General features: G+C 60.8%; 22 protein-coding genes. All 22 read right to left on the bottom strand.

Annotated elements, in window-relative coordinates:
* Positions 1-139: 139 nt before the first annotated feature.
* The 22 genes from OQ248_RS18745 to fabD all read right to left on the bottom strand — a co-directional run bounded on the left by OQ248_RS18745 (position 140) and on the right by fabD (position 20,355).
* Positions 140-1,138, bottom strand: a complete 999-nt coding sequence (locus tag OQ248_RS18745) for an ADP-ribosylglycohydrolase family protein (RefSeq protein ID WP_265813575.1) — start codon at positions 1,136-1,138, stop codon at positions 140-142.
* Positions 1,135-1,848 carry a GntR family transcriptional regulator gene (locus OQ248_RS18740; protein ID WP_085710916.1) on the bottom strand — a complete coding sequence of 238 codons (714 nt, stop codon included), beginning with the start codon at positions 1,846-1,848 and terminating at the stop codon, positions 1,135-1,137. The genes OQ248_RS18745 and OQ248_RS18740 overlap by 4 nt, the downstream gene beginning before the upstream one ends.
* A gap of 269 nt (positions 1,849-2,117) precedes the next feature.
* Positions 2,118-3,086, bottom strand: a complete 969-nt coding sequence (gene araH / locus OQ248_RS18735) for an L-arabinose ABC transporter permease AraH (protein WP_085697229.1) — start codon at positions 3,084-3,086, stop codon at positions 2,118-2,120.
* Between the two features lie 12 nt (positions 3,087-3,098).
* Complete coding sequence (araG, locus tag OQ248_RS18730) at positions 3,099-4,640, bottom strand: L-arabinose ABC transporter ATP-binding protein AraG (protein ID WP_265813573.1); 1,542 nt, start codon at positions 4,638-4,640, stop codon at positions 3,099-3,101.
* 56 nt (positions 4,641-4,696) lie between these two features.
* Positions 4,697-5,701, bottom strand: a complete 1,005-nt coding sequence (locus OQ248_RS18725; protein ID WP_119429724.1) for a substrate-binding domain-containing protein — start codon at positions 5,699-5,701, stop codon at positions 4,697-4,699.
* Between the two features lie 143 nt (positions 5,702-5,844).
* The gene (locus OQ248_RS18720; protein ID WP_265813572.1) at positions 5,845-6,663 is read right to left on the bottom strand and encodes an SDR family oxidoreductase; all 819 of its coding nucleotides are present in this window, start codon (positions 6,661-6,663) and stop codon (positions 5,845-5,847) included.
* A 270-nt stretch (positions 6,664-6,933) separates the two neighbouring features.
* Positions 6,934-7,809: an SMP-30/gluconolactonase/LRE family protein gene (locus OQ248_RS18715; RefSeq protein WP_265813570.1), complete on the bottom strand. Its 876-nt coding sequence runs from the start codon at positions 7,807-7,809 to the stop codon at positions 6,934-6,936.
* A gap of 25 nt (positions 7,810-7,834) precedes the next feature.
* On the bottom strand, positions 7,835-8,551 hold the full coding sequence (locus tag OQ248_RS18710) for a FadR/GntR family transcriptional regulator (RefSeq protein WP_265813569.1): 717 nt from the start codon (positions 8,549-8,551) through the stop codon (positions 7,835-7,837).
* A gap of 102 nt (positions 8,552-8,653) precedes the next feature.
* A complete protein-coding gene (locus OQ248_RS18705) occupies positions 8,654-9,214 on the bottom strand; it encodes a DUF1285 domain-containing protein (protein ID WP_248743886.1) in 561 nt (186 codons plus the stop codon).
* Positions 9,215-9,229: 15 nt separating this feature from the next.
* Positions 9,230-9,835: a DUF4823 domain-containing protein gene (locus tag OQ248_RS18700; protein WP_007950810.1), complete on the bottom strand. Its 606-nt coding sequence runs from the start codon at positions 9,833-9,835 to the stop codon at positions 9,230-9,232.
* 120 nt (positions 9,836-9,955) lie between these two features.
* Complete coding sequence (locus tag OQ248_RS18695) at positions 9,956-10,924, bottom strand: radical SAM protein (RefSeq protein ID WP_085710923.1); 969 nt, start codon at positions 10,922-10,924, stop codon at positions 9,956-9,958.
* 138 nt (positions 10,925-11,062) lie between these two features.
* Positions 11,063-11,701, bottom strand: a complete 639-nt coding sequence (locus tag OQ248_RS18690; RefSeq protein ID WP_007950805.1) for a TetR/AcrR family transcriptional regulator — start codon at positions 11,699-11,701, stop codon at positions 11,063-11,065.
* A gap of 341 nt (positions 11,702-12,042) precedes the next feature.
* On the bottom strand, positions 12,043-12,828 hold the full coding sequence (locus OQ248_RS18685) for a TatD family hydrolase (protein ID WP_265813568.1): 786 nt from the start codon (positions 12,826-12,828) through the stop codon (positions 12,043-12,045).
* 15 nt (positions 12,829-12,843) lie between these two features.
* Positions 12,844-13,200, bottom strand: coding sequence for a PilZ domain-containing protein (locus OQ248_RS18680; RefSeq protein ID WP_085710925.1), 357 nt, complete (start codon positions 13,198-13,200; stop codon positions 12,844-12,846).
* A 42-nt stretch (positions 13,201-13,242) separates the two neighbouring features.
* Positions 13,243-14,226: a DNA polymerase III subunit delta' gene (locus OQ248_RS18675; RefSeq protein ID WP_265813567.1), complete on the bottom strand. Its 984-nt coding sequence runs from the start codon at positions 14,224-14,226 to the stop codon at positions 13,243-13,245.
* A complete protein-coding gene (tmk, locus tag OQ248_RS18670) occupies positions 14,219-14,851 on the bottom strand; it encodes a dTMP kinase (RefSeq protein WP_265813566.1) in 633 nt (210 codons plus the stop codon). Before tmk ends, OQ248_RS18675 begins: the two co-directional genes overlap by 8 nt.
* Before the next feature lie 19 nt (positions 14,852-14,870).
* Positions 14,871-16,052, bottom strand: coding sequence for an endolytic transglycosylase MltG (gene mltG, locus OQ248_RS18665; protein ID WP_265813565.1), 1,182 nt, complete (start codon positions 16,050-16,052; stop codon positions 14,871-14,873).
* A 3-nt stretch (positions 16,053-16,055) separates the two neighbouring features.
* Positions 16,056-16,871 (bottom strand): aminodeoxychorismate lyase, encoded by an 816-nt coding sequence (pabC, locus tag OQ248_RS18660; RefSeq protein ID WP_265813564.1) that lies wholly within the window; start codon positions 16,869-16,871, stop codon positions 16,056-16,058.
* The gene (fabF, locus tag OQ248_RS18655) at positions 16,871-18,115 is read right to left on the bottom strand and encodes a beta-ketoacyl-ACP synthase II (protein WP_007908259.1); all 1,245 of its coding nucleotides are present in this window, start codon (positions 18,113-18,115) and stop codon (positions 16,871-16,873) included. The genes pabC and fabF overlap by 1 nt, the downstream gene beginning before the upstream one ends.
* A 108-nt stretch (positions 18,116-18,223) precedes the next feature.
* Positions 18,224-18,460 (bottom strand): acyl carrier protein, encoded by a 237-nt coding sequence (gene acpP, locus OQ248_RS18650; protein WP_003175607.1) that lies wholly within the window; start codon positions 18,458-18,460, stop codon positions 18,224-18,226.
* Between the two features lie 196 nt (positions 18,461-18,656).
* Entirely contained in the window at positions 18,657-19,400 is a 744-nt protein-coding gene (gene fabG / locus OQ248_RS18645; RefSeq protein ID WP_085710930.1) for a 3-oxoacyl-ACP reductase FabG, read from the bottom strand.
* Between the two features lie 16 nt (positions 19,401-19,416).
* Positions 19,417-20,355 carry an ACP S-malonyltransferase gene (gene fabD, locus OQ248_RS18640; RefSeq protein WP_265813563.1) on the bottom strand — a complete coding sequence of 313 codons (939 nt, stop codon included), beginning with the start codon at positions 20,353-20,355 and terminating at the stop codon, positions 19,417-19,419.
* Between the last annotated feature and the right edge of the window lie 67 nt (positions 20,356-20,422).

Raw genomic sequence — 20,422 nt, 5'->3', positions numbered from 1 at the left:
GTCTGCGCGATCCATTGCGGGTGAATATTCAAGGGTTGTGGTGCGCCTTTCGCGAGCAAGCTCGCTCCCACAAGTACGGCGTTGTTTCTGTGGGAGCGAGCTTGCTCCGGGCGGCGATCCGACGAAGGCGTCAGCCCGTTCAGCGCAGGGCCAACAGCCCTTGCACCAATGGCTCCAGCTCCAGATCGTTGACGGCCTTCACCGTTTCAATCATCGCCGCCGGCCAGCTCTCAAGGCCCAGGCAGGCCCCGAGCATGGCACCGAGAATCGCGGCGATGGTATCGGTGTCGCCACCCAGGCTCGCGGCCATGCACAGCGCATCGAACGGCGTCATTTCACCCACCGCTACTTGCTGCGCAAGGGCGAACGACACCACTACCGACTCCTGCGACGCCACCGAGGTGCCGATCACGTCGTACAGCAGATCGGCGAGCAATACCGGGTCGCTCTCGACACTGATGCTGCGTGCCCAACTGATCCGCGAGGCGATACGCCCACCGGCAACCCAATGCCCGTGCGCCTCAGCTTGCTGGGCGATTTGCTGGCCGAGGTTCAGCGCCTCGCCCAGATCCAGGCCGTTGATGCCGGTCGAAACCACCGCCGCCACCGCCGCCGCACTGGAAATCCCCAGTGTGGTGTTGTGGGTTACCTGACAGGCCTGCACCACCGCCGCAATAAAGCGCTCGGGGTCGGCAACATCCGCTGCAATCCCCACCGGGGTAATGCGCATCGCCGCGCCATTGGTGGTGCCGTAGCGCCCGGCCTCTTCCGGCGAATGGCCGGCGAGGATCATTTCGATCGCACGTTTGGTGGATGGGCCGAGCAGATCCTGCGAACCCTTGGCCTGCATCTCGGCTTCCCATTCGATCAGCCGTTGCGCGAGCACCGCTGGTTCGATCCGGCCGCGACCTTCGACCAGCAACTCGCCGACTAGAATCGCCTGTTCGGTGTCGTCGGTGATCGAGCCTTTGGGCATATTCGCGGCAATCGGTTGCAAGGGGCCGGCATCTTGCAGATCGGTGATCTGGCCGAAGCGTTGCTTGATGGTTTCGCGATTCAGGGATTGCGTCGGCATGCCTAGCGCGTCGCCGAGGGCCAGGCCATAAAACGCGCCCAGGGCACGGTCGAGGGCGGTCATTTCGATTCTCCAAATTGCAGGTGCAGACGGAAATGCACCGGGTCGAGCAGGCTTTCGACTTGCTCCATGAAACGGTTTTGCCGGTCGTAGGTGGTGCGCAGTGCTTTGAGGAACACCGTGCCTTCGGGACGGCCGAGCAGTTCGGCGTCCACAGCGTTGAGCGGCTCGGCGCCGATCCACTGATCGCCGCGCTCACCGATGTAGCCGTAGGCCGCCAGGGTGACGGTCAGCGAATTGTCGATCAGGCCCACGCGCGGCAGGCTTTCCAGGCCTCCGGTGGCGGGCATCAATGAGCGTTCGAGGGACACCAGCGTGCCGTCATTGGAACGGCGGCGACGATCGAGGGTGATGAATTGGTCGGTGCCGAAGCGCGGCAGCAGATCGGGCCGGGTAACGGCTTCCAGGCGCAACACTTCGGTGTTGATCAGCGCCCCGCTGTCAGCCAGGGCCTGGGCCCAGCCGCTGCGCTGATCGAGCACCACACCGTCGAAAGTGACGATGGAACCGACCCCGCTTTGCGTGGCGATGTAATTGCGCCGCTTCAGTTCGGCCAGCGCTTCGCGCAACGTGCCACGGCTGACGTTGAATTCCTGAGCCAACTGATGCTCGCCAGGCAACAGAAAGCCGTCCTCCATGAGGCCGCTTTCGATGCGTCGGACGAGTTCGTCGACCACCCGTTGTTTCTTGTCAAATCGTACCTGTCTAATCATGTACAAAGTGATAACCGAAACGGGTTGGGACGGGCAAGGGAAATTTTGAGTGGGGTGACGGAAGGCGGGAAGATCAAGAGCGCCCTCACCCTAGCCCTCTCCCGGAGGGAGAGGGGACTGAATGGGGGATATTTGGGAGATACGCCGACCCGAGCCCGCTCACTGAATCCATAATCGACTGGATTCTTCAGGTCAATGTAGAGCGCAAGACACCTAGGTCAGCTCCCTCTCCCTCCGGGAGAGGGCGGGGGGTGAGGGAGCTTTTGATCTCAGCGCTGTTTCAGACGGTCGATAACCACTGCCAACAGCAAAATCGACCCACGAATCACATACTGATAAAACGTGTCGATATTCTTCAGGTTCATCGCATTCTCGATAATCGCCAGAATCAACACCCCGGCAATCACATGCCGGATCATCCCGATCCCGCCGCTCAGCGAAACCCCGCCCAGCACGCAAGCCGAAATCACCGTCAGCTCAAACCCCTGCCCGATCATCGGCTGCCCGGAAGTCATCCGCGACGCCAGAATCACCCCGGCCAAGGCACCGATCACCCCATGCACCGCGAAGATAATGATCTTCGTGCGATCGACATTCACCCCCGCGAGCAACGCCGCTTCCTGGTTGCCGCCGATGGCCATGGTGTTGCGCCCGTAGGTCGTGTAATTCAGCAACCAGCCGAAAAACAGGAAGCAGACGATAGTGATCAGGATCGGCACCGGCACGCCGAACAACTGGCCATTGCCGAAAACAAAGAACGATTCCTGCGACACGCCGACCGCTTTGCCGTTGGCAAAAATGTAGGCCAGGCCACGGACGATCTGCATGGTCGCCAAGGTCGTGATCAGCGCATTGACCCGCAACTTGGCAATCACGATGCCGTTGATGAGCCCGACGATCAGCCCCATCACCAGCGCCGCGCTGACACCAAGAAACACGCTGTTGGTGTCGCGCATCACCACCGCCGCAACCACCCCGGCGCAGGCGATCACCGAGCCCACCGACAAGTCGAAATGCCCGGACGCCAGGCAATACAGCATGGTGCACGCGGCAATCCCGGTTGTGGAAATCGCCAGGCCCAGACCGCGCATGTTCAGCGGCGACAGGAAGTTGTCGATCAGCAAGGTGCAGGCGAGGAAGATCCCCACCGCTGCCAGCAACATGACCCAGTCATCGAGGAAGCGCCGCATATCCAGAGGTTTGCGCGCGGTCGGCAGGGTTTCGTTTTGGGTTGTCATCATAGTCACCTCTCAGTTTGCCGCGCCGCTGGCGCGATGGCGCGGCAAAGCCAGTTGCAGCAGGTTGGATTCGTTGGCCTGGTCGCGGCTGACTTCGCCACGCAGGGCGCCTTCGCACAGCACCAGAATGCGGTCGGAAATACCCATCACTTCCATCAGATCGCTGGACACCACGATCACCGAAATACCGTCGGCGGCGAGGTTATGGATGATCTGGTAGATCTCGGCCTTGGCGCCGATGTCGATGCCCCGGGTCGGCTCGTCGAGCAGCAGGACTTTCATCGGCATCGACAGCCAGCGGCCGAGAATCGCCTTCTGCTGATTGCCGCCGGAGAGAAACTTGATCTGCTGCCCGGCGTGTGGGGTTTTCACTTTCAGGGCCTTGATCTGCTTGTCGGCGTTGCCCTTTTCCCAGATCCCGCGCAGCAGACAACCGAGCCCGGAGTTCGCGCCGCGTGCACTGATGTTGATGTTCTCGGCGACGCTGGCCAGCGGGATGATGCCTTCCTTCTTGCGGTCCTCCGGGCACAGCAGAATCCCGGCGGCAATCGCATCCCGGGGCGAACGCAATTTCAGTTCGTGGCCGCGCAATTCCAGGCGCCCGGCGGTGTTGCGCTCCAGGCCGCTGAGCAACCGGAACAGCTCGGTGCGCCCTGCCCCGACCAGTCCGAACAGGCCCAGAATCTCGCCTTTGTGCGCATCGAAACTGATCGGCTCACGCAAGCCCGGGCCGAGCAAGCCATTGACTCTCAGCGCCACGGCGCCGCGCGGGCGACCGCGATAATCGTAGATGTCCTGAATGTCACGCCCGACCATGCAGGTCACCAGTTGATCGTGGGTCAGCTGACTCATGTCATCGAACGTGCGCACGTAGCGACCGTCCTTGAACACCGTCACCGCGTCGCAGATGCGGAACACTTCTTCCATGCGATGGGAAACGTAGAGCACCACTTTGCCCTCGTCGCGCAGCCGGCCGATGATCGCCATCAAGCGGTCGATTTCCCGCGCCGAGAGGCTGCTGGTCGGTTCGTCGAAAGCGATCACATGGGCGCCACGGGACAACGCCTTGGCGATTTCCACCAGTTGCCGCTGACCGAGGGACAGTCGCCCGACTTTGCTCTGCGGGTCGATTTCATCGGCCAGGCCCTTGAGGCAGGCCAGAGCTTGCTGACGCAGCGCGCCGCGATTGATCAGGCCGAAACTCGCCGGCAGGTGGCCGAGGAACAGGTTCTCGGCCACGGTCATTTCCGGCACCAGATGCAGCTCCTGGTGAATCACCGCCACGCCGCTGCCGATGCTGTCGGCGGTGGACTTGAAGGCCATCGTCCGCTCGCCGATCTGCAGTTCACCGCTGCTCGGAATGTAGGCGCCGCCGAGGATTTTCAGCAGCGTCGATTTGCCGGCGCCGTTCTCGCCCATCAGGGCATGCACCTGCCCGGGATGAGCGACGAAACTGATGCCGTCCAGCGCCTTCACGCCGGGAAAGGTCTTGCCGATCCCTTTGAAACGCAGGCTGCCGGCACCGTGTTGTTGTGTCTGTACTTGCGCGTGCATTTAAGCCACCTCATCACACCGTTCAAGCGGCCCGGCTGCCCGGGCCGACGTTGCCGTCAGTTCCACAGGCCGATCTTTTCCAGCTCCTGCTTGAAGTTGTCGCGGGTGATCAGGGTGACGTCGTCCATCGCGGTGTACTTCGGCGGTTCTTTGCCGGTGGTGACCCACTCGTACATCATCTCGGCAGTCTTGTAGCCCTCGATGTGCGGGCTCGGCAGCATCGAACCGTAGAAGCCGCTGTTGGGCTTTTTCAGCTCGCCAATGGCGTCGGTGCCATTGATGCCGATGCCGATCACGTTGGCGGCGGCGAACCCGGCGGCTTCGGTGGCGCGCACGCCGCCCAGCACGGTGTTGTCGTTCATGCCGCCGATGATCAGGTTCTTCGCCGCGCCCGGCAGCTTGACCAGCGCCGAGTTGGTGGCGTCCATGCTGCCCGGCACGTCGAGGGTTTTCAGGGCAGCGGTCAGGATGTGCTCTTTAGGCAGGCCGGCATCTTCGAGCGCCTTCATCGAGCCGTCGGTGCGCTTCTTGCCGGTGTCGAGTTCGTTGTAGGTGTTGACCACCGCGTAGGTGTCTTTCCAGTCCCAGTTACGCTTTTTCGCCTCGGCGGCCATGGCGGCGCCCTGCTTCTGGCCGACCTCGAACGCGGCCATGCCGAGGTACGGCACCTCTTCCATGAACTTGCCGTTGGCGTCGACGAAACGGTCATCAACGGCAATCACTTTCAGGTCATTGAGTTTGGCCTTGGCCATGATTGCCGGGCCGAGGGACACGTCAGGCGGGCAAATCACAAAACCCTTGGCACCGTTGGCCGCAAGGCTGTCGATGGCCGAAAGGGTTTTCTCGCCGTCCGGCACGGCGATCTTGATCAGCTCGAAGCCTTTGTCCTTGGCAGCTTTCTCGGCGAAGGCCCATTCAGTCTGGAACCACGGCTCTTCGGCCTGCTTGACCAGGAAACCGATCTTCACCGGATCGGCGGCCAGCAGCGAACCACTCAGGCTGAACGCAGTGACCGCCAGCGCGGCACTGCACAGGGTACGAATCCCGAAACGACGTTTCATAAGCAGACTCCTTGTTATTTTTCTTGAGCGTTATTTGAAAAGCGTTGAAGCGGTCGAAGCGTTTCCCGCAAATCATGACGACAATAGTCATATCGTATGATGATTGGATTTCAGGCGGACCTTCCCACCTGCAATCCGCTTTTTCAGTCGTGGTACATCACCGAACGCCCACCATCGATGGTGATGCACGAGGCATTGATGAACGGCGCTTCATCACTGGCCAGGAACACGGCGGTCATCGCCACTTCGATCGGCTGACCAATGCGTTTCGGTGGATGCAGATCGAAGGCGCGCTGGCGTTCGGCGTGCGGGTCGGCGAAACCGTTCCAGTAATCGACGTTGAGCTGGGTCTCGATGTAGCCCGGGGCGATGGCGTTGACGCGAATCCCTTTCGGCGCGTACTCGATGCCCAGCGCGCGGGTCAGACCGAGCAAACCGTGCTTGGCCACCGGGTAAGGGAAGCAGCCGGGAATGATGTTCGTGGAATGGGTCGAGGCAATGTTGATGATGCTGCCGATACCCTGCTCGATCATCTGCGGCAATACGGCCTTGCAACCATACCAGGCGCCGTCGAGGTCGATGGCAAAGCAGCGTTTCCAGTCTTCTTCGGTCATTTGCAGCGGATCGCGGAACACGTTGACCCCGGCGCAGTTGACCAGCACATCGATGCGTCCGTGCAACTCGATGGCCAACTTGGCCATGGCGTGCAGATCTTGCTGGCGCGATACGTCGGCCTTGATCGCTTGTACATCGGCGCCCTGCTCGCGCCAGTGCGCAGCGACCTTCTCGACCTTTTCAGCCTGGATATCGCTGATCACCAGTTTGGCCTGCTGCGAGGCGAAGGTCGCGACGATCGCTTCGCCGATGCCCTGGGCGGCGCCGGTCAGCAACACAACCTTGTTTTTCAGACGCTCGCCTTTGGGTGGCTCGGGCACTGGTGGCAAGGAAAGGGGTTCAGCCATGAATCAGGACTCCTGTTCGAAAGCATAAAAAAACCGGGCATCTGACGATGTCCGGTCTGGAAGGCTTTTTGAACGAAACAGGCAAGCGCCGCTGACGGCATCGGGCCGCTGCGGGACGCTGACTCCACTGGGGAGTGCGATAGAGATTCGCTGCATCACTTCACCTGTTTTGTTCTTTTTAAGTGTGAGTGCGTGTTACTGCTGGAGCCGACTATAAACCCGACCGCCAAATAATCTCAATATATAATTTTGCATCCCATATTTTGGGATTTAATCAGCGAAACGCGTACAGAGCTTTCCGGCGACATCGACCCGCAGTGACAGCACGGCGCCGTCCAGCGGGTGACTCAGCGGACTTTTGGCGCTGGTGATGTACAGGGTTTTCAGGTCGGCGCCGCCGAATACGCAACTGGTAGGCCGGCTGATCGGCAGGTCGATCTTGCGGTCGATCCGGCCATCCGGCGTCAGGCGCAGCAGGCAGCTACCGTCCCAGCGGGCGTTCCAGATGTAGCCCTCGGCGTCCATCGCCGAACCGTCCGGGCCACCGTGCTGATCGGTGCTGTACCAGGGCTGGGCGGTGTCGAGGTTGCCATCGGTGTGAATGAAATAGCGATACAAGGTGCCGTCGAGGCTGTCGCCGAACAGCAGCGTGGTGCCGTCGTCGCTCCAGAGCAAGGTGTTGGGAATGCCCAGACCCCGCAGCAATGGCGTGACTCTTTTATCCGGATCAACCCGGAACAGGCCACCGGAGCGACGAGTGATCGGCAGATCCTCGCCCTGCTCGCCGATGTTGTTTTGCATGGTGCCGAGCCACAGGCGGCCCTGACCATCGCAACGCGCTTCGTTGGCACGGTTGCCCGGTTGCGGATCGGCGACGCAGAACAGCGTCAGTCGCGGCTCAAGCCCGGGGGAATCGAGATCCAGCCGGTAGACGCCGCTGCTCAGGGTCACCAGCGCGTCACCGCTGGCACAGGGGATGAACGCCGAGACGTGTTCCGGCATCTGCCAGATCTGCACGTTCTGTCCGATCAGCCGCAGCGCCTGCCTGCCGGCGATGTCGACCCAGTACAGCGCCTGGGTCGGTGCATCCCAGAACGGACCTTCGCCCAGTTGCGCCCGATGCTCTGTCACCGCACTCCACGTCATGCAACCTCCTGTCTTGTTATTTTTGTCAGCTGGCTTTTTTGTCGGCCATCACCTGCGGGTAGAACCGCTTGATGGCCAGGTCGGCGTTGTCGATCAGGGTCATGCAGGCCCACACCCCGCGCGCGGCATCCCGGGCGGCGATGGCGTCGGCCATGTCTTTGTGGATGGGCAGAGTGCGGCGCAATTCGTCGGGGTCGGCTGCGGACACTTCGAAGGACACGGCAAGCAGCGCGCCGAGGGCCGGCACCATTTGCTCGATGAATTGATTGTGACTGGCGGCGAGAATGCACTCGTGGAAGAACTGGTCGGCGCGGTTGTAATCGGTGCCGCTGTGCGCTGCCCTCTCCAGGGCGTTATAGGCCTGCTGAATGGCTTGCACCTGCTCGACGGTCGCCCGCTCGCAGGCCCAGCGCACCGCCATCGGTTCGATGGTGCGGCGCAGGTCGAGCAGGTCATCGACGAAGTTTTCCGGCAGACCGCTGCGTGACAGCCAGCCCACGACTTGCGGATCGAACAGATTCCAGCGCTTGATCGGCAACACCCGGGTGCCGACTTTCGGCCCGACTTCGAGCAGGCCTTTGGCGACGAGGGTCTTGATGGCTTCGCGGATCACGGTGCGACTGACCCCGAGCTGCTCGCCCAGCTCAGCCTCGACCTTGATCGCCTGCCCCGGCTTCACCTGGCCGGCAGCAATCCAGGCGCCCAGCCAGTCAACCGTTGATGCGTGAAAACTGCTCGACATGAACACCCCGAAGCCGTTCGCTGTGGTTGCCCAAGCTAATCATCATACGATTGAGAGTCAACGACAAAAAACCGCAGTCTGCTTTCACAAACTGCGGTTTTATTAAGGTTCGAGGCCGATGGGGAAGAATTCGCCACCGCTCCAGACGCCGAGCCAGCGCTGGCCATCGATTTCTCGGCTGACGGCCAGCTCCACCAATTGGTAGAACACGTTGCGGTGGATCAGCGCTTCGAGGTTGGTGCGTACATGCACGTAGGGCGCAGGTTCTTGCGTCGTCGGATCGATCTCGACCCGGATCGGATGTTCCGCGCCGGCCTCGGTGGTTTCATCGACGTTGGTGGTAAAGCGCAGCACTTGCGCCTCACCCTCGCCTTCCACCTCGACGGCAATCGCCACGAAGGGCGCGTCATCGACCTTGATTCCGACCTTTTCGACCGGCGTGATCAGGAAATAGTCATCGCCATCGCGGCGGATGATGGTGGAGAACAGCTTGACCATCGGCTTGCGCCCGATCGGCGTACCCAGGTAGTACCAGGTGCCGTCACGGGCGATGCGCATGTCGATGTCGCCGCAGAAATCCGGGTTCCACAAGTGCACCGGCGGCAAGCCTTTGGTTTTGGGGATTTGCCCCAGCAGGTCATTGGCTTTTTGCGGGCCACTCATGGCGTACTCCTTGAATTACTGGTCCCCGACGCCCAGCAGGCTGCGTGCGTACTGCGCCAGCGGTGGGCCGATCAGGTCTTCGGGCTTGTTGTCGTGGAACGTCAGTAAACCGCCACGACTCTTGATCCGTGCAGTATCAATCAAATACTGGGTGCTGGTCTCGATCAACATGATTTGAATCACGCCGCCGTCGATACCAAGGCGATCCACGGCTTCCTGATCCAGCCACTCATCGGAGTTGCCGATGCGGTCGTCAGCCTTGGCGAAACGGGTGTACAGCAGGTAGTGAGCACCGGCGTCGCGGGCTTCACCCATCGCCTGATCAAGCCCTTCCGGCGCACGGGCGCGGCGGACCATCGGGAAGTATTCGACGAAGCCTTTGAAGGCCTCTTCGGCCACCACGTTGGGACGCGGGTAAGAACCACCCGGCGGCGCGAACGAGCCTTGCGCGATGTAGATGAACGAATCCGGCTGAATGCGGAAATTGTTTACGCGGCGGCTGTCGCTGTGGTCCAGCAGACCCGCGTCGCTCATCTGGTAGCGAGTCCCTTCGGCCATGTCACTGACAGTCATACAGCCGCCCAGCGCCAAAACGGCCAGCAGCAAAACCAGGCTACGCATCCTAATCCTCCAGAAGCCGGTGACGGAAAACCGGCGAATGGCCGTAGGATGCAGCTTTTGCGCCAGTCCTTGGAAATGTGCAGGTATTCGGTTTGAAATAGAGTTTTAGTGGCGAGAGATTTAGCCGCCGATGATCTTCATGACAGTGGCGCCGCCGGAAAACGCGACTTCCTGCTTGTCGCCCAGCGCCTTGACCAGCAGCCGTTGCAACGCCGGAAGCGCCTCGTGGCGCGGCTTGTCGAGCAGGTCACCGACATAGTGGCGGTTGCTCGACGACAGGCAGCCATGCAGCCATCCGGTGGACGACAGGCGCAGGCGCGAACAGGTACGGCAGAACGGCACGCTTTCGTTGGCGATCACGCCGAAGGTGCCGAGACCGGGAATCGCATAGCGAACAGCCGTGGCGTCCACCGGCGCGTCGGTTTGCGCGTATTCGTAGCGCTCGCCGATCAGTTCCAGCAGTTGTTGCAGGCTGACGAACTGCTGCAGGAAAGCGTTGGAGTCCTTGGCCAGGTGGCCCATGCGCATCAGCTCGATGAAACGCAGCTCGTAGCCATGCTCAAGGCAGTAATCGAGCAACGGCATGACCTGATCGAGGTTCTGCCCGCGCAACGGCACCATGTTGACCTTGATCTTCATGCCCGCCGCTTTGGCTCGATCCATCCCGTCGAGCACCGTTGCCAGATCGCCGCCACGGGCAATGCTGCGGAACGCGCCGGCGTCCAGGGTATCGAGGGAAACGTTGATCCGGCGTATACCGGCGTCCACCAGCAGCGGCAGTTTTTTTGCGAGCAACTGGCCGTTGGTGGTCAGGCTGATGTCTTCCAGCCCCATCTTGCCGACAGCGCTCATGAAGGATTCGAGCTTGGGGCTGACCAGCGGCTCGCCGCCAGTGATGCGCAGACGCTCGATGCCGGCCGCTTCGATCAGATAGGCAACGCCACGTGCCATGGCCTCGGCCGACAGTTCATCCTGCGCAGCCACCAGCCGCTTGCCGTTGGGCACGCAGTAGGTACAGGCGTAATTGCAGGCTGAAGTCAGACTGATCCGCAAATTGCGAAAACGCCTGCCTTGACGGTCAACGATCATGAAGCACTCCGGCGATGGAAAATCGAGCGGCTAAAACTTGACTCACAATTCAAGTTTTAGCAAGCCCTATGCCTGAGTATATTCCTGCGGTACTGCGCCATGTAGCGAAAAACACGGCGCATAAGGCGACTGAATGATTCAGCTGCTTGGGGTTTCAGGGTCGCGCTTGCGCTTGTTGCCCATGCGCACGCCGATATCCATCAGGAACTGGAAGAAACCTTCCTGATCTTCCAGCACATTGCTCCAGAACGGCGAGTGATACAGCGCCACCGCGCCGTGCACCAGCGCCCAGGACGCGCAGTAGTGGAAGTACGGCGGCACGTCTTCGAGTTTGCCTTCGCTGATGCGGCCCTTGATGAGCAAGGTCAGGCGTTCGAAGTTCGAGGCACGGATCTTGTGCAGCTCCTCGACCATCTCCGGGACCTGATTGCCCTTGACCACCTTCTCTTCCAGGCGATCGAACAGGCGATAGCGCTGCGGATCGCGCATGCGGAATTCAAAGTAGGCACGGGACAGGGCTTCCTTGTCCTTGTCGACATCGGCCGAATGCAACAGCTCGTTCAGGTCGCGCTCGTAATCGAGCATCAGGCGCAGATAGATTTCGGCCTTGGACTTGAAGTGCTTGTAGATCGTGCCTTTGCCGATACCCACGGCATCAGCAATCATCTCGACGGTGACACTGTCTTCACCTTGTTCGAGGAACAGCTTGAGCGCGGTATCGAGAATTTCTTGCTCGCGGCGACGAAACTCACGGACCTTACGAGGTTCTTTGTGCATAAGAAAAGGTCTGTAGGGGTCAAAATTCGAAGCCGCGTATTATGCCTAACTTGCGCAAAAATGCACGGATCATCCGACCATATCTGTGTTTCTTGTTCATTTCACGAACGTTTCGGGGGGAATGAGAACATAACCGAAGCGAACGTATTCCAAATTTGTTTAAAAACCCCGACCGGCCAACTGGACTGAACGCCAGACTGATCAATACTTGAACTGTCGGGCGACATCTCCCCCAAGTGTCGCGCCGGTAAAGGTACCAAGGGACCGCGTGCCTTTGTTTTACTCCTAATGGTCTTAACCCGGATTCACCCCCCAGAACCCGGGTTTTTTTTGCCTGCGATTCAGGCTTTTACGTGCGCCAGCGGAAACAGTCGCTTGAAGTTCTCGGTGGTCTGTTCGGCAAAGCGCTCGTAATTCTCGCCCCGCAGCATCGCCAGAAACTCTGCCACTTCCCGCACGTATTGCGGCAGGTTCGGCTTGCCGCGATACGGGATCGGCGCCAGGTACGGCGAATCGGTTTCCACCAGCAGACGATCGGCCGGAACCTTGCTTGCCACGTCGCGCAGCGCATCGGCATTGCGGAAGGTGACGATGCCCGACAGGGAAATGTAATACCCCATGTCCAGCGCTGCCTTGGCCATGTCCCAGTCTTCGGTGAAGCAATGCAGCACACCGGCCTGGGGCAGCGCGGCTTCGCGCAACAGTTCAAGGGTGTCGGCGCGGGCGCCACGGGTGTGGATGATCACCGGTTTGCCGGTCTGCTGTGCGGCTTGCAGGTGCAGACGGAAAGATTCCTGCTGCAGCTCGGCGGCTTCCGGCTCGTAGTGGTAGTCCAGACCGGTTTCGCCGATCGCCACCACTTTCGGGTGATTGAGCTCGTGCAGCAACCAGCCCAGCGCCGGTGCCGCGCCCGGCTGCACATCCAGCGGATGCACGCCGACCGAACAATCGACGTCGTCGTAACGCTCGGCCAGCGCTTTGACATCGGCCGCGTTGTCGGCACTGACGCCGATGCACAGAAAATGCCCGACGCCGCGTTGGCGGGCTGCATCCAGCGCAGCATCCAGGGAACCGTCGTGAGCGGCAAGGTCGAGGCGATCAAGGTGACAATGGGAATCTACGAGCATAAAAAGGACTGCAACTTACATCGTATGAGTGGGACGGTCGGACTTCAGGGCTCCGGCCAGATGAGTTTCGATGCGACTGCGCGCCGTGTTGTCGCCATCGTTGAATTGCACGCCGACGCCGGCAGCGCGGTTGCCCTGGGCGCCTTTGGGGGTAATCCAGGCGACTTTACCGGCCACCGGAATCTTTTCCGCCTCATCCATCAGGTGCAGCAGCATGAACACCTCGTCGCCCAACTTGTAGCTCTTGTTGGTCGGGATGAACAGGCCGCCGTTCCTGATGAACGGCATGTAGGCTGCGTAAAGGACGGACTTGTCCTTGATGGTCAGGGACAAGATGCCGTTGCGCGGCCCCGGGCTGACGGGTTCATTCATGTTCACCTCCACTGCTGATGTTCAGAGTCTAGGTACACATTCTTATCTTTGGCCAGGCAGACTCGCCCATTGCACCAACAACGCTTCCAGCAGCAGCGCCGCATTGAGGTTGGCCTTGCTCAGGACTTTCTGGCGCTGGGCGAGAATCCAGTCCTGAATATCGAGGACTTTGCCCTGGGCGCTTTTCTGCGCCAGGTACTGCACGACCTTGCGCATGTCGGTCAGGCCGAGGCCTGCTTCATCCTGGGTCAGTTGGTAGCGCAGGATCAGGCTCGACCAGTCGCAGAACCAGTCGAAAAGACGCAGCATCGGAATGTTTTTCCACTCCTCGGCCAGTTGCGTCGGCGATTGCTGCTGTTTGAGCAGCCTCTTCACGCCTTCCACAACTTGCGCGCGCTGATCACGCACGCCCTGCCCCTGCAACGTGACGGCTGCCAATGGCGAGCCAGCGGCCAGGGTCAACAGTTCGACACGTTCGTCTTCGGAACATTCCGGCAGCGCCTGAGCCAGCCACTCCAGGCTCATGGCCTCGCTCGGCAGAGGACAGGCCTGCTGCACGCAGCGGCTCTTGATGGTCGGCAACAAGCGGCTCGGCTGGTGACTGACCAGCAACAGCACGGTATCGCCGGACGGTTCTTCGAGGCTCTTGAGCAAGGCGTTGGCGGCGTTGATGTTCATCGACTCCACCGGCTCGATCAGCACCACCTTGCGCCCGCCCAGCTGCGCGGTCTGCACCACGAAACTGACCAGATCGCGCACCTGGTCGACCTTGATCGCCTTGTCCGCTTCTTCCGGTTCGAGGATGTAATTGTCCGGGTGGCTGCCGGCCTTGAGCAGCAGGCAGGATTTGCACTCGCCGCAGGCTTCAGGCGTCGGACGCTGGCACAGCAGGCTGGCCATCAGCCGCTCGGCCAGCGCGCGCTTGCCGATTCCGGCAGGACCGTGCAACAGATACGCATGAGCGTGCTGAGTGCGTCCGGCCAGTTGCTGCCAGAGACTGTCCTGCCACGGATAGGCCTCAGCCACGGTTCAGCTCCAGCAAACGTGGGAGCAAGCCGTCCAGCGATTGCTGGACCTGCGCCAGCGGCTGGCCGGCGTCGATCCGCACGTACCGCGCCGGATCCGCCTCGGCACGCTTGAGGAATGCACTGCGCACGGCCTCGAAAAACGCCCGGCCTTCCAGCTCGAAGCGATCCAGTCGACCACGGGCACTGGCCCGGGCCAGGCCGATTTCCACCGGCAGATCGAAAATCAGTGTCAGATCAGGGCGCAGGTCGCCCTGCACGAAAGTCTCCAGCGCCGCGATGCGTTCCAGCGACAAGCCGCGACCACCGCCCTGATACGCGTAAGTCGAATCGGTGAACCGGTCGCACAACACAACAGCGCCACGGGCCAGTGCCGGGCGAATGACTTCAGCCAGATGCTGGGCACGGGCGGCGAACACCAGCAGCAACTCGGTGTCCGGGTTCATCACTTCGTCGACCGGGGCCAGCAACACTTCGCGAATGCGCTCGGCCAGCGGCGTACCGCCGGGTTCACGGGTCAGCACCACTTCGATACCGGCGGCGCGCAGGCGCTCGGCGAGATATTCGCGGTTGGTGCTTTTGCCGGCGCCTTCCGGGCCTTCCAGGGTAATAAACAAGCCAGTCACAGGCAGTCCTTAATCAAAGTCATTGCGCGTTTTGCGGTGCGGCCGCTTCGGTTTCCGGCGTCGGCGCGGGCTCCTGGGCAGGAACCGGCGGCAACGACTCGGGCGCAGTGTCGGGTGATGCGGCAGGAACGGCTTCGCCAGTTGCCGGAGTGGCTTCCGGCGTCGATGCCGGCGCCGGGCTCGAGCGGTAATCCGCGCGCCGCTTGAGCTGGAACTCACGCACCGCACTGTTGTGTGCATCAAGGTCATCGGAGAACACGTGACTGCCATCGCCCCGGGCAACAAAGTAAAGGCTGGTGCCTTCCACCGGGTTCAACGCAGCATGAATCGCCTCGCGCCCGACCATCGCAATAGGCGTCGGCGGCAACCCCGGAATTACATAAGTGTTGTACGGCGTGGCTTCCTTGAGATGAGCGCGGGTCAACTTGCCGTTGTAGCGATCACCCAGACCGTAGATCACGGTCGGGTCGGTCTGCAGTTGCATGCCCAACGCCATGCGGCGCACGAACACGCCGGCAATCTGGCCACGCTCCTGAGGAACGCCGGTTTCCTTCTCCACCAGCGACGCCATGATCAGCGCCTGATACGGTTCGGTATACGGCGCATCGGTGGAGCGGCTTTCCCATTCCTTGGCCAATACTTCGTCGAGGCGATCGAACGCCTTCTTCAGCAGCTCGGTATCGGAGGCCCCGCGCACGAAACGGTAGGTATCGGGGAAGAATCGACCTTCAGGAAACACGCCCTTGTGGCCGATTTTGCTCATCACATCGCTGTCGCTCAGACCGGTCAGGGTCTGCTCGATCTTTTCATCCTTCGCCAGTGCGGCACGCACCTGATGGAAGTTCCAGCCCTCGACGAGGGTCAGGCTGTACTGAACCACCTCGCCACGCTTCCACAGATCGATCAGGCCCTTGACGGTCATGCCCGGCTGCATGCGGTATTCGCCCGTGTGGATCGGAGTGCCGGACAGATTGAAACGCCAGTAAATGCGTAGCCAGAATGCGTCCTTGATCACGCCATCGGCTTCAAGTCCGAGAATAGTGCGGGTCGGCGTGGATCCCTTGGGCACATCCAGCAGTTCTTCCTGCGTGATGTTCAGGGGCTGTTCCAGTGCCGAATGAATCTTCCAGGCGCTCGCGCCCAGCAGCAGCCCTGCCAGAACCAGTCCGGTTTCCAGCAGCAGCAAAAGTTTACGTCTCACGAATCAGGCATCCAGTAGCGTGCGGGCAATGGTTTGCAGTTTACGGGTGAGCGGCCCAACCGGCCAGCTCAGTGCAGCGTACGCGCGTACCGGCCAGACGCCATACACGCTGTTGCAGACAAAGACTTCATCAGCCCATTGCAGCTGATCAAGGCTGATATCGGTGATTTGCGTGGGGATACCCGAGGATGCTGCCTGAAACAATAGTTCGGCACGCATCACACCGGCCACACCGCAGCGCTTCAGATCTGCCGTGACCAACACGCCATCGCGCACCAGAAAAAGGTTGCTGAACACGCCTTCGATCACTCGGCCCGCCTGGTCGAGCATCAAGCCTTCGGCGTGCTCGCTGTCCTGCCATTCGGCGCGGGCGAGAACCTGTTCCAGACGATTGAGGTGCTTGAGGCCTGCCAGCAAAGGCTGGACGGACAAACGCGTCGTACACGGAAATAGGCGGACGCCTTGCTCACCGTGGACGGCGGGATAAGCCGCCGGAGGATTGCCTTGCAGAATGCGTCGGCCCGGCGCCGAAGGATCCGGCGCATAACCGCGCAATCCGTCGCCACGGGTGAGGATGAGTTTGAGCACACCCTCGTCCATGGCCGCTGCATAGGCTTGCAGCTCGCTACGGATCAGCTCGATATCGGCCGCGATGGCCAGGCGTGAACAGCCCTCGGCCAGTCGTGCCACGTGACGCTCCAGCAGCAAGGGCTGGCCGCCACGTACGGCGATGGTCTCGAACAGACCGTCGCCGTAAGCCAGGCCGCGATCTTTCAGCGACAGAGTGTCAGCCGGTTGACCGTCGACCCAGCAGTCCATCAGCCGGCGAACCGACGGAACGCCAACGTGCCGTTGGTGCCGCCAAACCCGAAGGAGTTGGACAGCACGACATCGATGTCCATGTTGCGCGCCGTGTGCGGCACGAAGTCGAGATCGCAACCTTCATCCGGCTCATCAAGGTTGATGGTCGGCGGCGCCACCTGGCTGTTGATCGCCAGCACGCTGAAGATCGCCTCGACCGCGCCCGCTGCACCCAACAGGTGACCGGTCATGGACTTGGTGGAGCTGACCGCCAGTTTGTAGGCGTGATCACCGAACACCGATTTGATTGCATTGGCTTCGGCAAGGTCGCCGGCCGGGGTCGAAGTGCCGTGGGCGTTGATGTATTGCACTTGATCAACGTTGATCTTCGCGTCGCGCAGCGCATTGGTGATGCAGCGTGCTGCACCGGCGCCGTCGGCGGGTGGTGACGTCATGTGGAACGCGTCACCACTGGTGCCGAAACCGATCAGTTCGGCGTAAATGGTCGCGCCACGGGCCTTGGCGTGCTCCAGCTCTTCGAGCACCAGGGCACCGGCGCCGTCGGACAGTACGAAACCGTCACGGCCCTTGTCCCATGGACGGCTGGCGCGGGTCGGTTCGTCGTTGCGGGTCGACAGTGCGCGGGAGGCGCCGAAGCCGCCCATGCCCAGACCGCACGCAGCCATTTCGGCGCCGCCGGCAATCATCACGTCGGCTTCGTCGTACATGATGTTGCGCGCCGCCATACCGATGCAGTGCGTACCGGTGGTACACGCTGTGGCGATGGCGTAGTTAGGCCCCTGTGCCCCCAGGTGGATGGACAGGAAACCGGAAATCATATTGATGATCGAGCCAGGCACAAAGAACGGAGAAATCCGGCGCGGACCGGTCTCGTGCAGGGTGCGGCTGGTTTCTTCGATGTTGGTCAGACCGCCGATACCCGAACCCATGGCCACGCCAATGCGTTCACGGTTGGCATCGGTGACTTCCAGACCGGCATTGCGTACGGCTTGAAAGCCGGCCGCCAGACCGTACTGAATGAACAGGTCGAGCTTGCGCGCTTCCTTGACCGACAGGTATTCCTCGACATTGAAGCCCTTTACCGAGCCGCCAAAGCGGGTGGAATAGGCAGAAAGGTCGGTGTGTTCGATCAGACCAATGCCACTGCGGCCAGCCAGAATGCCCTGCCAACTGCTCGGCACATCCGTGCCCAGTGGCGACAACATACCCATACCGGTGACTACGACGCGTCTACGCGACACAGCACTCTCCTTTTTCAAATGACGATTTTGCATCAGGCCTAAAGAAAAAACCGCACGCCATGATGGCAGTGCGGTTTTTCCATGACAGCATGCAACGATTACAAACTATTACGCCTGGTGGCTAGTAACGTAGTCGATTGCAGCTTGTACAGTAGTGATCTTCTCAGCTTCTTCGTCAGGGATTTCGGTCTCGAATTCCTCTTCCAGAGCCATCACCAGCTCAACGGTGTCAAGGGAGTCGGCACCCAGGTCTTCTACGAAGGAAGCGGTGTTGACCACTTCTTCTTCTTTAACACCCAGTTGCTCGGCAACGATTTTCTTGACGCGCTCTTCGATGGTGCTCATACCTTGTTTTCACTCCTAATGGACAAATTCAGGCAGCTGGCCAGTGGGTAAGTGTATAGAAAGACTTTTCAGCTTTTCAACTGAAAGCTTCACTCCTCAAACCCTGCGGCCCTCTGCCTATAAATAGATTGCAGCTTTATAACGGATTTTAGACAGCTCGTATGACATTTTTTTGAAGCAATCCGTCACATTTGAATTACATGTACATCCCGCCGTTAACCGGGATTGTAGCTCCGGTCACGTATGCCGCACCGTCGGATGCAAGAAAAGCGACCACGGACGCGATCTCTTGAGCTTGTCCCAGACGACCCAGCGGAATCTGCGTCTGCAAGGCTTCACGCTGTGCTTCAGGCAGTTCGCGAGTCATATCGGTGTCGATGAACCCTGGAGTTACCGAGTTGACCGTAATCGAACGCGAACCGACTTCACGCGCCATGGCACGGCTGAAACCTTCCAGACCGGCCTTGGCGGCTGCATAGTTTACTTGGCCAGCGTTGCCCATGGCACCCACCACCGAGCCAATACTGATAATTCGGCCCCAACGCGCCTTGGTCATGCCGCGCAGAACGCCCTTGGACAGGCGATACAGACTGTTCAGGTTGGTATCGATCACGTCGTACCACTCGTCGTCTTTCATGCGCATCATCAGGTTATCGCGGGTGATGCCGGCATTGTTGACCAGGATCGCGACCGGCGCACCGAATTGCTCCTGAATGCTTGCCAACACTGCGGTGACCGATTCGTCACTGGTGACGTTCAGCTCGAAACCTGCACCCTGAATGCCATTCTCTTTCAGGGTCGCAGCAATGCGCTCGGCGCCCGAAGCGGAAGTCGCGGTGCCGACAACGATGGCGCCCTGACGACCCAGCTCCAGTGCGATAGCCTGGCCGATACCACGGCTTGCGCCGGTGACCAGTGCAACTTTACCTTGCAGACTCATGCAAGTTTCTCCTGATTCAGACAGCCGCTGCGCGAGCAGCAGCGAAAGCGTCTGGGGTATTGAGGTTGGAAGTCGAAACGCCTTCGGCGCAACGTTTGTTCAGACCGGCCAGCACTTTGCCAGGGCCGCATTCGACCAGATTGGTCGCGCCTTTCGCTGCCAGAGTCTGTACGGACTCGACCCAGCGAACCGGCTTGTAGAGTTGCTCCAGCAGATCGCGCTTGAGGGTTTCCAGATCCGCCGGCACCTGAGCGCTGACGTTCTGCACCACAGGGATCTGCGGCGCCTGCCAGTCGATGTCGGCGATGGACTCGGCGAAACGCTCGGCAGCCGGACGCATCAGTTCGCAGTGCGACGGCACGCTGACCGGCAGCGGCATGGCACGCTTGGCGCCACGGGCCTTGCAGCCTTCGATGGCGCGCTCAACGGCCGCCTTGGCACCGGCGATCACCACCTGGCCCGGGGAGTTGAAGTTCACCGCGCTGACCACTTCGCCTTGCGCCGCTTCGGCACAGGCCGCCAGCACGTCGGCATCTTCCAGACCGAGGATGGCCGCCATGCCGCCCTGCCCGGCCGGAACGGCTTCCTGCATCAACTGGCCACGGCGCTCGACGAGTTTTACCGCGTCCGCCAGACTCAGGCTGCCGGCAGCAACCAGCGCACTGTATTCACCCAGGCTGTGACCGGCAACGAATGCCGGGCGCGCACCACCTTCAGCCAGCCACAGACGCCACAGGGCGATCGAAGCGGTCAGAATGGCCGGTTGGGTTTTGTCGGTTTGATTGAGCAGCTCTTCCGGACCCTGCTGGGTCAGCGCCCACAGGTCATAGCCCAGAGCTTCGGATGCTTCTTTGAAAGTTTCGAGGATCAGCGGATGTTGCGCGCCCAGCTCGGCCAGCATGCCGAGGGACTGCGAACCCTGTCCTGGAAAGACGAATGCGAGGGAAGCAGACATGTAACAAGCCCCTAATGATCTTGTCGTCGGAAAAATGGCATCCCGCTAGAGGGACGCAAGAAACTGA

It is taken from the genome of Pseudomonas sp. COW5, assembly GCF_026240005.1.
GTDB lineage: Bacteria > Pseudomonadota > Gammaproteobacteria > Pseudomonadales > Pseudomonadaceae > Aquipseudomonas > Aquipseudomonas kribbensis.
This window is presented reverse-complemented; position numbering and strand designations above follow the sequence as displayed.

Excerpts from the sequence above, each read along its gene's own strand:
- OQ248_RS18745 (WP_265813575.1), bottom strand. The coding sequence starts at position 1,138 with ATGACCGCCCTCGACCGTGCCCTGGGCGCGTTTTATGGCCTGGCCCTC.
- OQ248_RS18740 (WP_085710916.1), bottom strand. The coding sequence starts at position 1,848 with ATGATTAGACAGGTACGATTTGACAAGAAACAACGGGTGGTCGACGAA.
- araH (WP_085697229.1), bottom strand. The coding sequence starts at position 3,086 with ATGACAACCCAAAACGAAACCCTGCCGACCGCGCGCAAACCTCTGGAT.
- araG (WP_265813573.1), bottom strand. The coding sequence starts at position 4,640 with ATGCACGCGCAAGTACAGACACAACAACACGGTGCCGGCAGCCTGCGT.
- OQ248_RS18725 (WP_119429724.1), bottom strand. The coding sequence starts at position 5,701 with ATGAAACGTCGTTTCGGGATTCGTACCCTGTGCAGTGCCGCGCTGGCG.
- OQ248_RS18720 (WP_265813572.1), bottom strand. The coding sequence starts at position 6,663 with ATGGCTGAACCCCTTTCCTTGCCACCAGTGCCCGAGCCACCCAAAGGC.
- OQ248_RS18715 (WP_265813570.1), bottom strand. The coding sequence starts at position 7,809 with ATGACGTGGAGTGCGGTGACAGAGCATCGGGCGCAACTGGGCGAAGGT.
- OQ248_RS18710 (WP_265813569.1), bottom strand. The coding sequence starts at position 8,551 with ATGTCGAGCAGTTTTCACGCATCAACGGTTGACTGGCTGGGCGCCTGG.
- OQ248_RS18705 (WP_248743886.1), bottom strand. The coding sequence starts at position 9,214 with ATGAGTGGCCCGCAAAAAGCCAATGACCTGCTGGGGCAAATCCCCAAA.
- OQ248_RS18700 (WP_007950810.1), bottom strand. The coding sequence starts at position 9,835 with ATGCGTAGCCTGGTTTTGCTGCTGGCCGTTTTGGCGCTGGGCGGCTGT.
- OQ248_RS18695 (WP_085710923.1), bottom strand. The coding sequence starts at position 10,924 with ATGATCGTTGACCGTCAAGGCAGGCGTTTTCGCAATTTGCGGATCAGT.
- OQ248_RS18690 (WP_007950805.1), bottom strand. The coding sequence starts at position 11,701 with ATGCACAAAGAACCTCGTAAGGTCCGTGAGTTTCGTCGCCGCGAGCAA.
- OQ248_RS18685 (WP_265813568.1), bottom strand. The coding sequence starts at position 12,828 with ATGCTCGTAGATTCCCATTGTCACCTTGATCGCCTCGACCTTGCCGCT.
- OQ248_RS18680 (WP_085710925.1), bottom strand. The coding sequence starts at position 13,200 with ATGAATGAACCCGTCAGCCCGGGGCCGCGCAACGGCATCTTGTCCCTG.
- pabC (WP_265813564.1), bottom strand. The coding sequence starts at position 16,871 with ATGGACTGCTGGGTCGACGGTCAACCGGCTGACACTCTGTCGCTGAAA.
- acpP (WP_003175607.1), bottom strand. The coding sequence starts at position 18,460 with ATGAGCACCATCGAAGAGCGCGTCAAGAAAATCGTTGCCGAGCAACTG.
- fabG (WP_085710930.1), bottom strand. The coding sequence starts at position 19,400 with ATGAGTCTGCAAGGTAAAGTTGCACTGGTCACCGGCGCAAGCCGTGGT.
- fabD (WP_265813563.1), bottom strand. The coding sequence starts at position 20,355 with ATGTCTGCTTCCCTCGCATTCGTCTTTCCAGGACAGGGTTCGCAGTCC.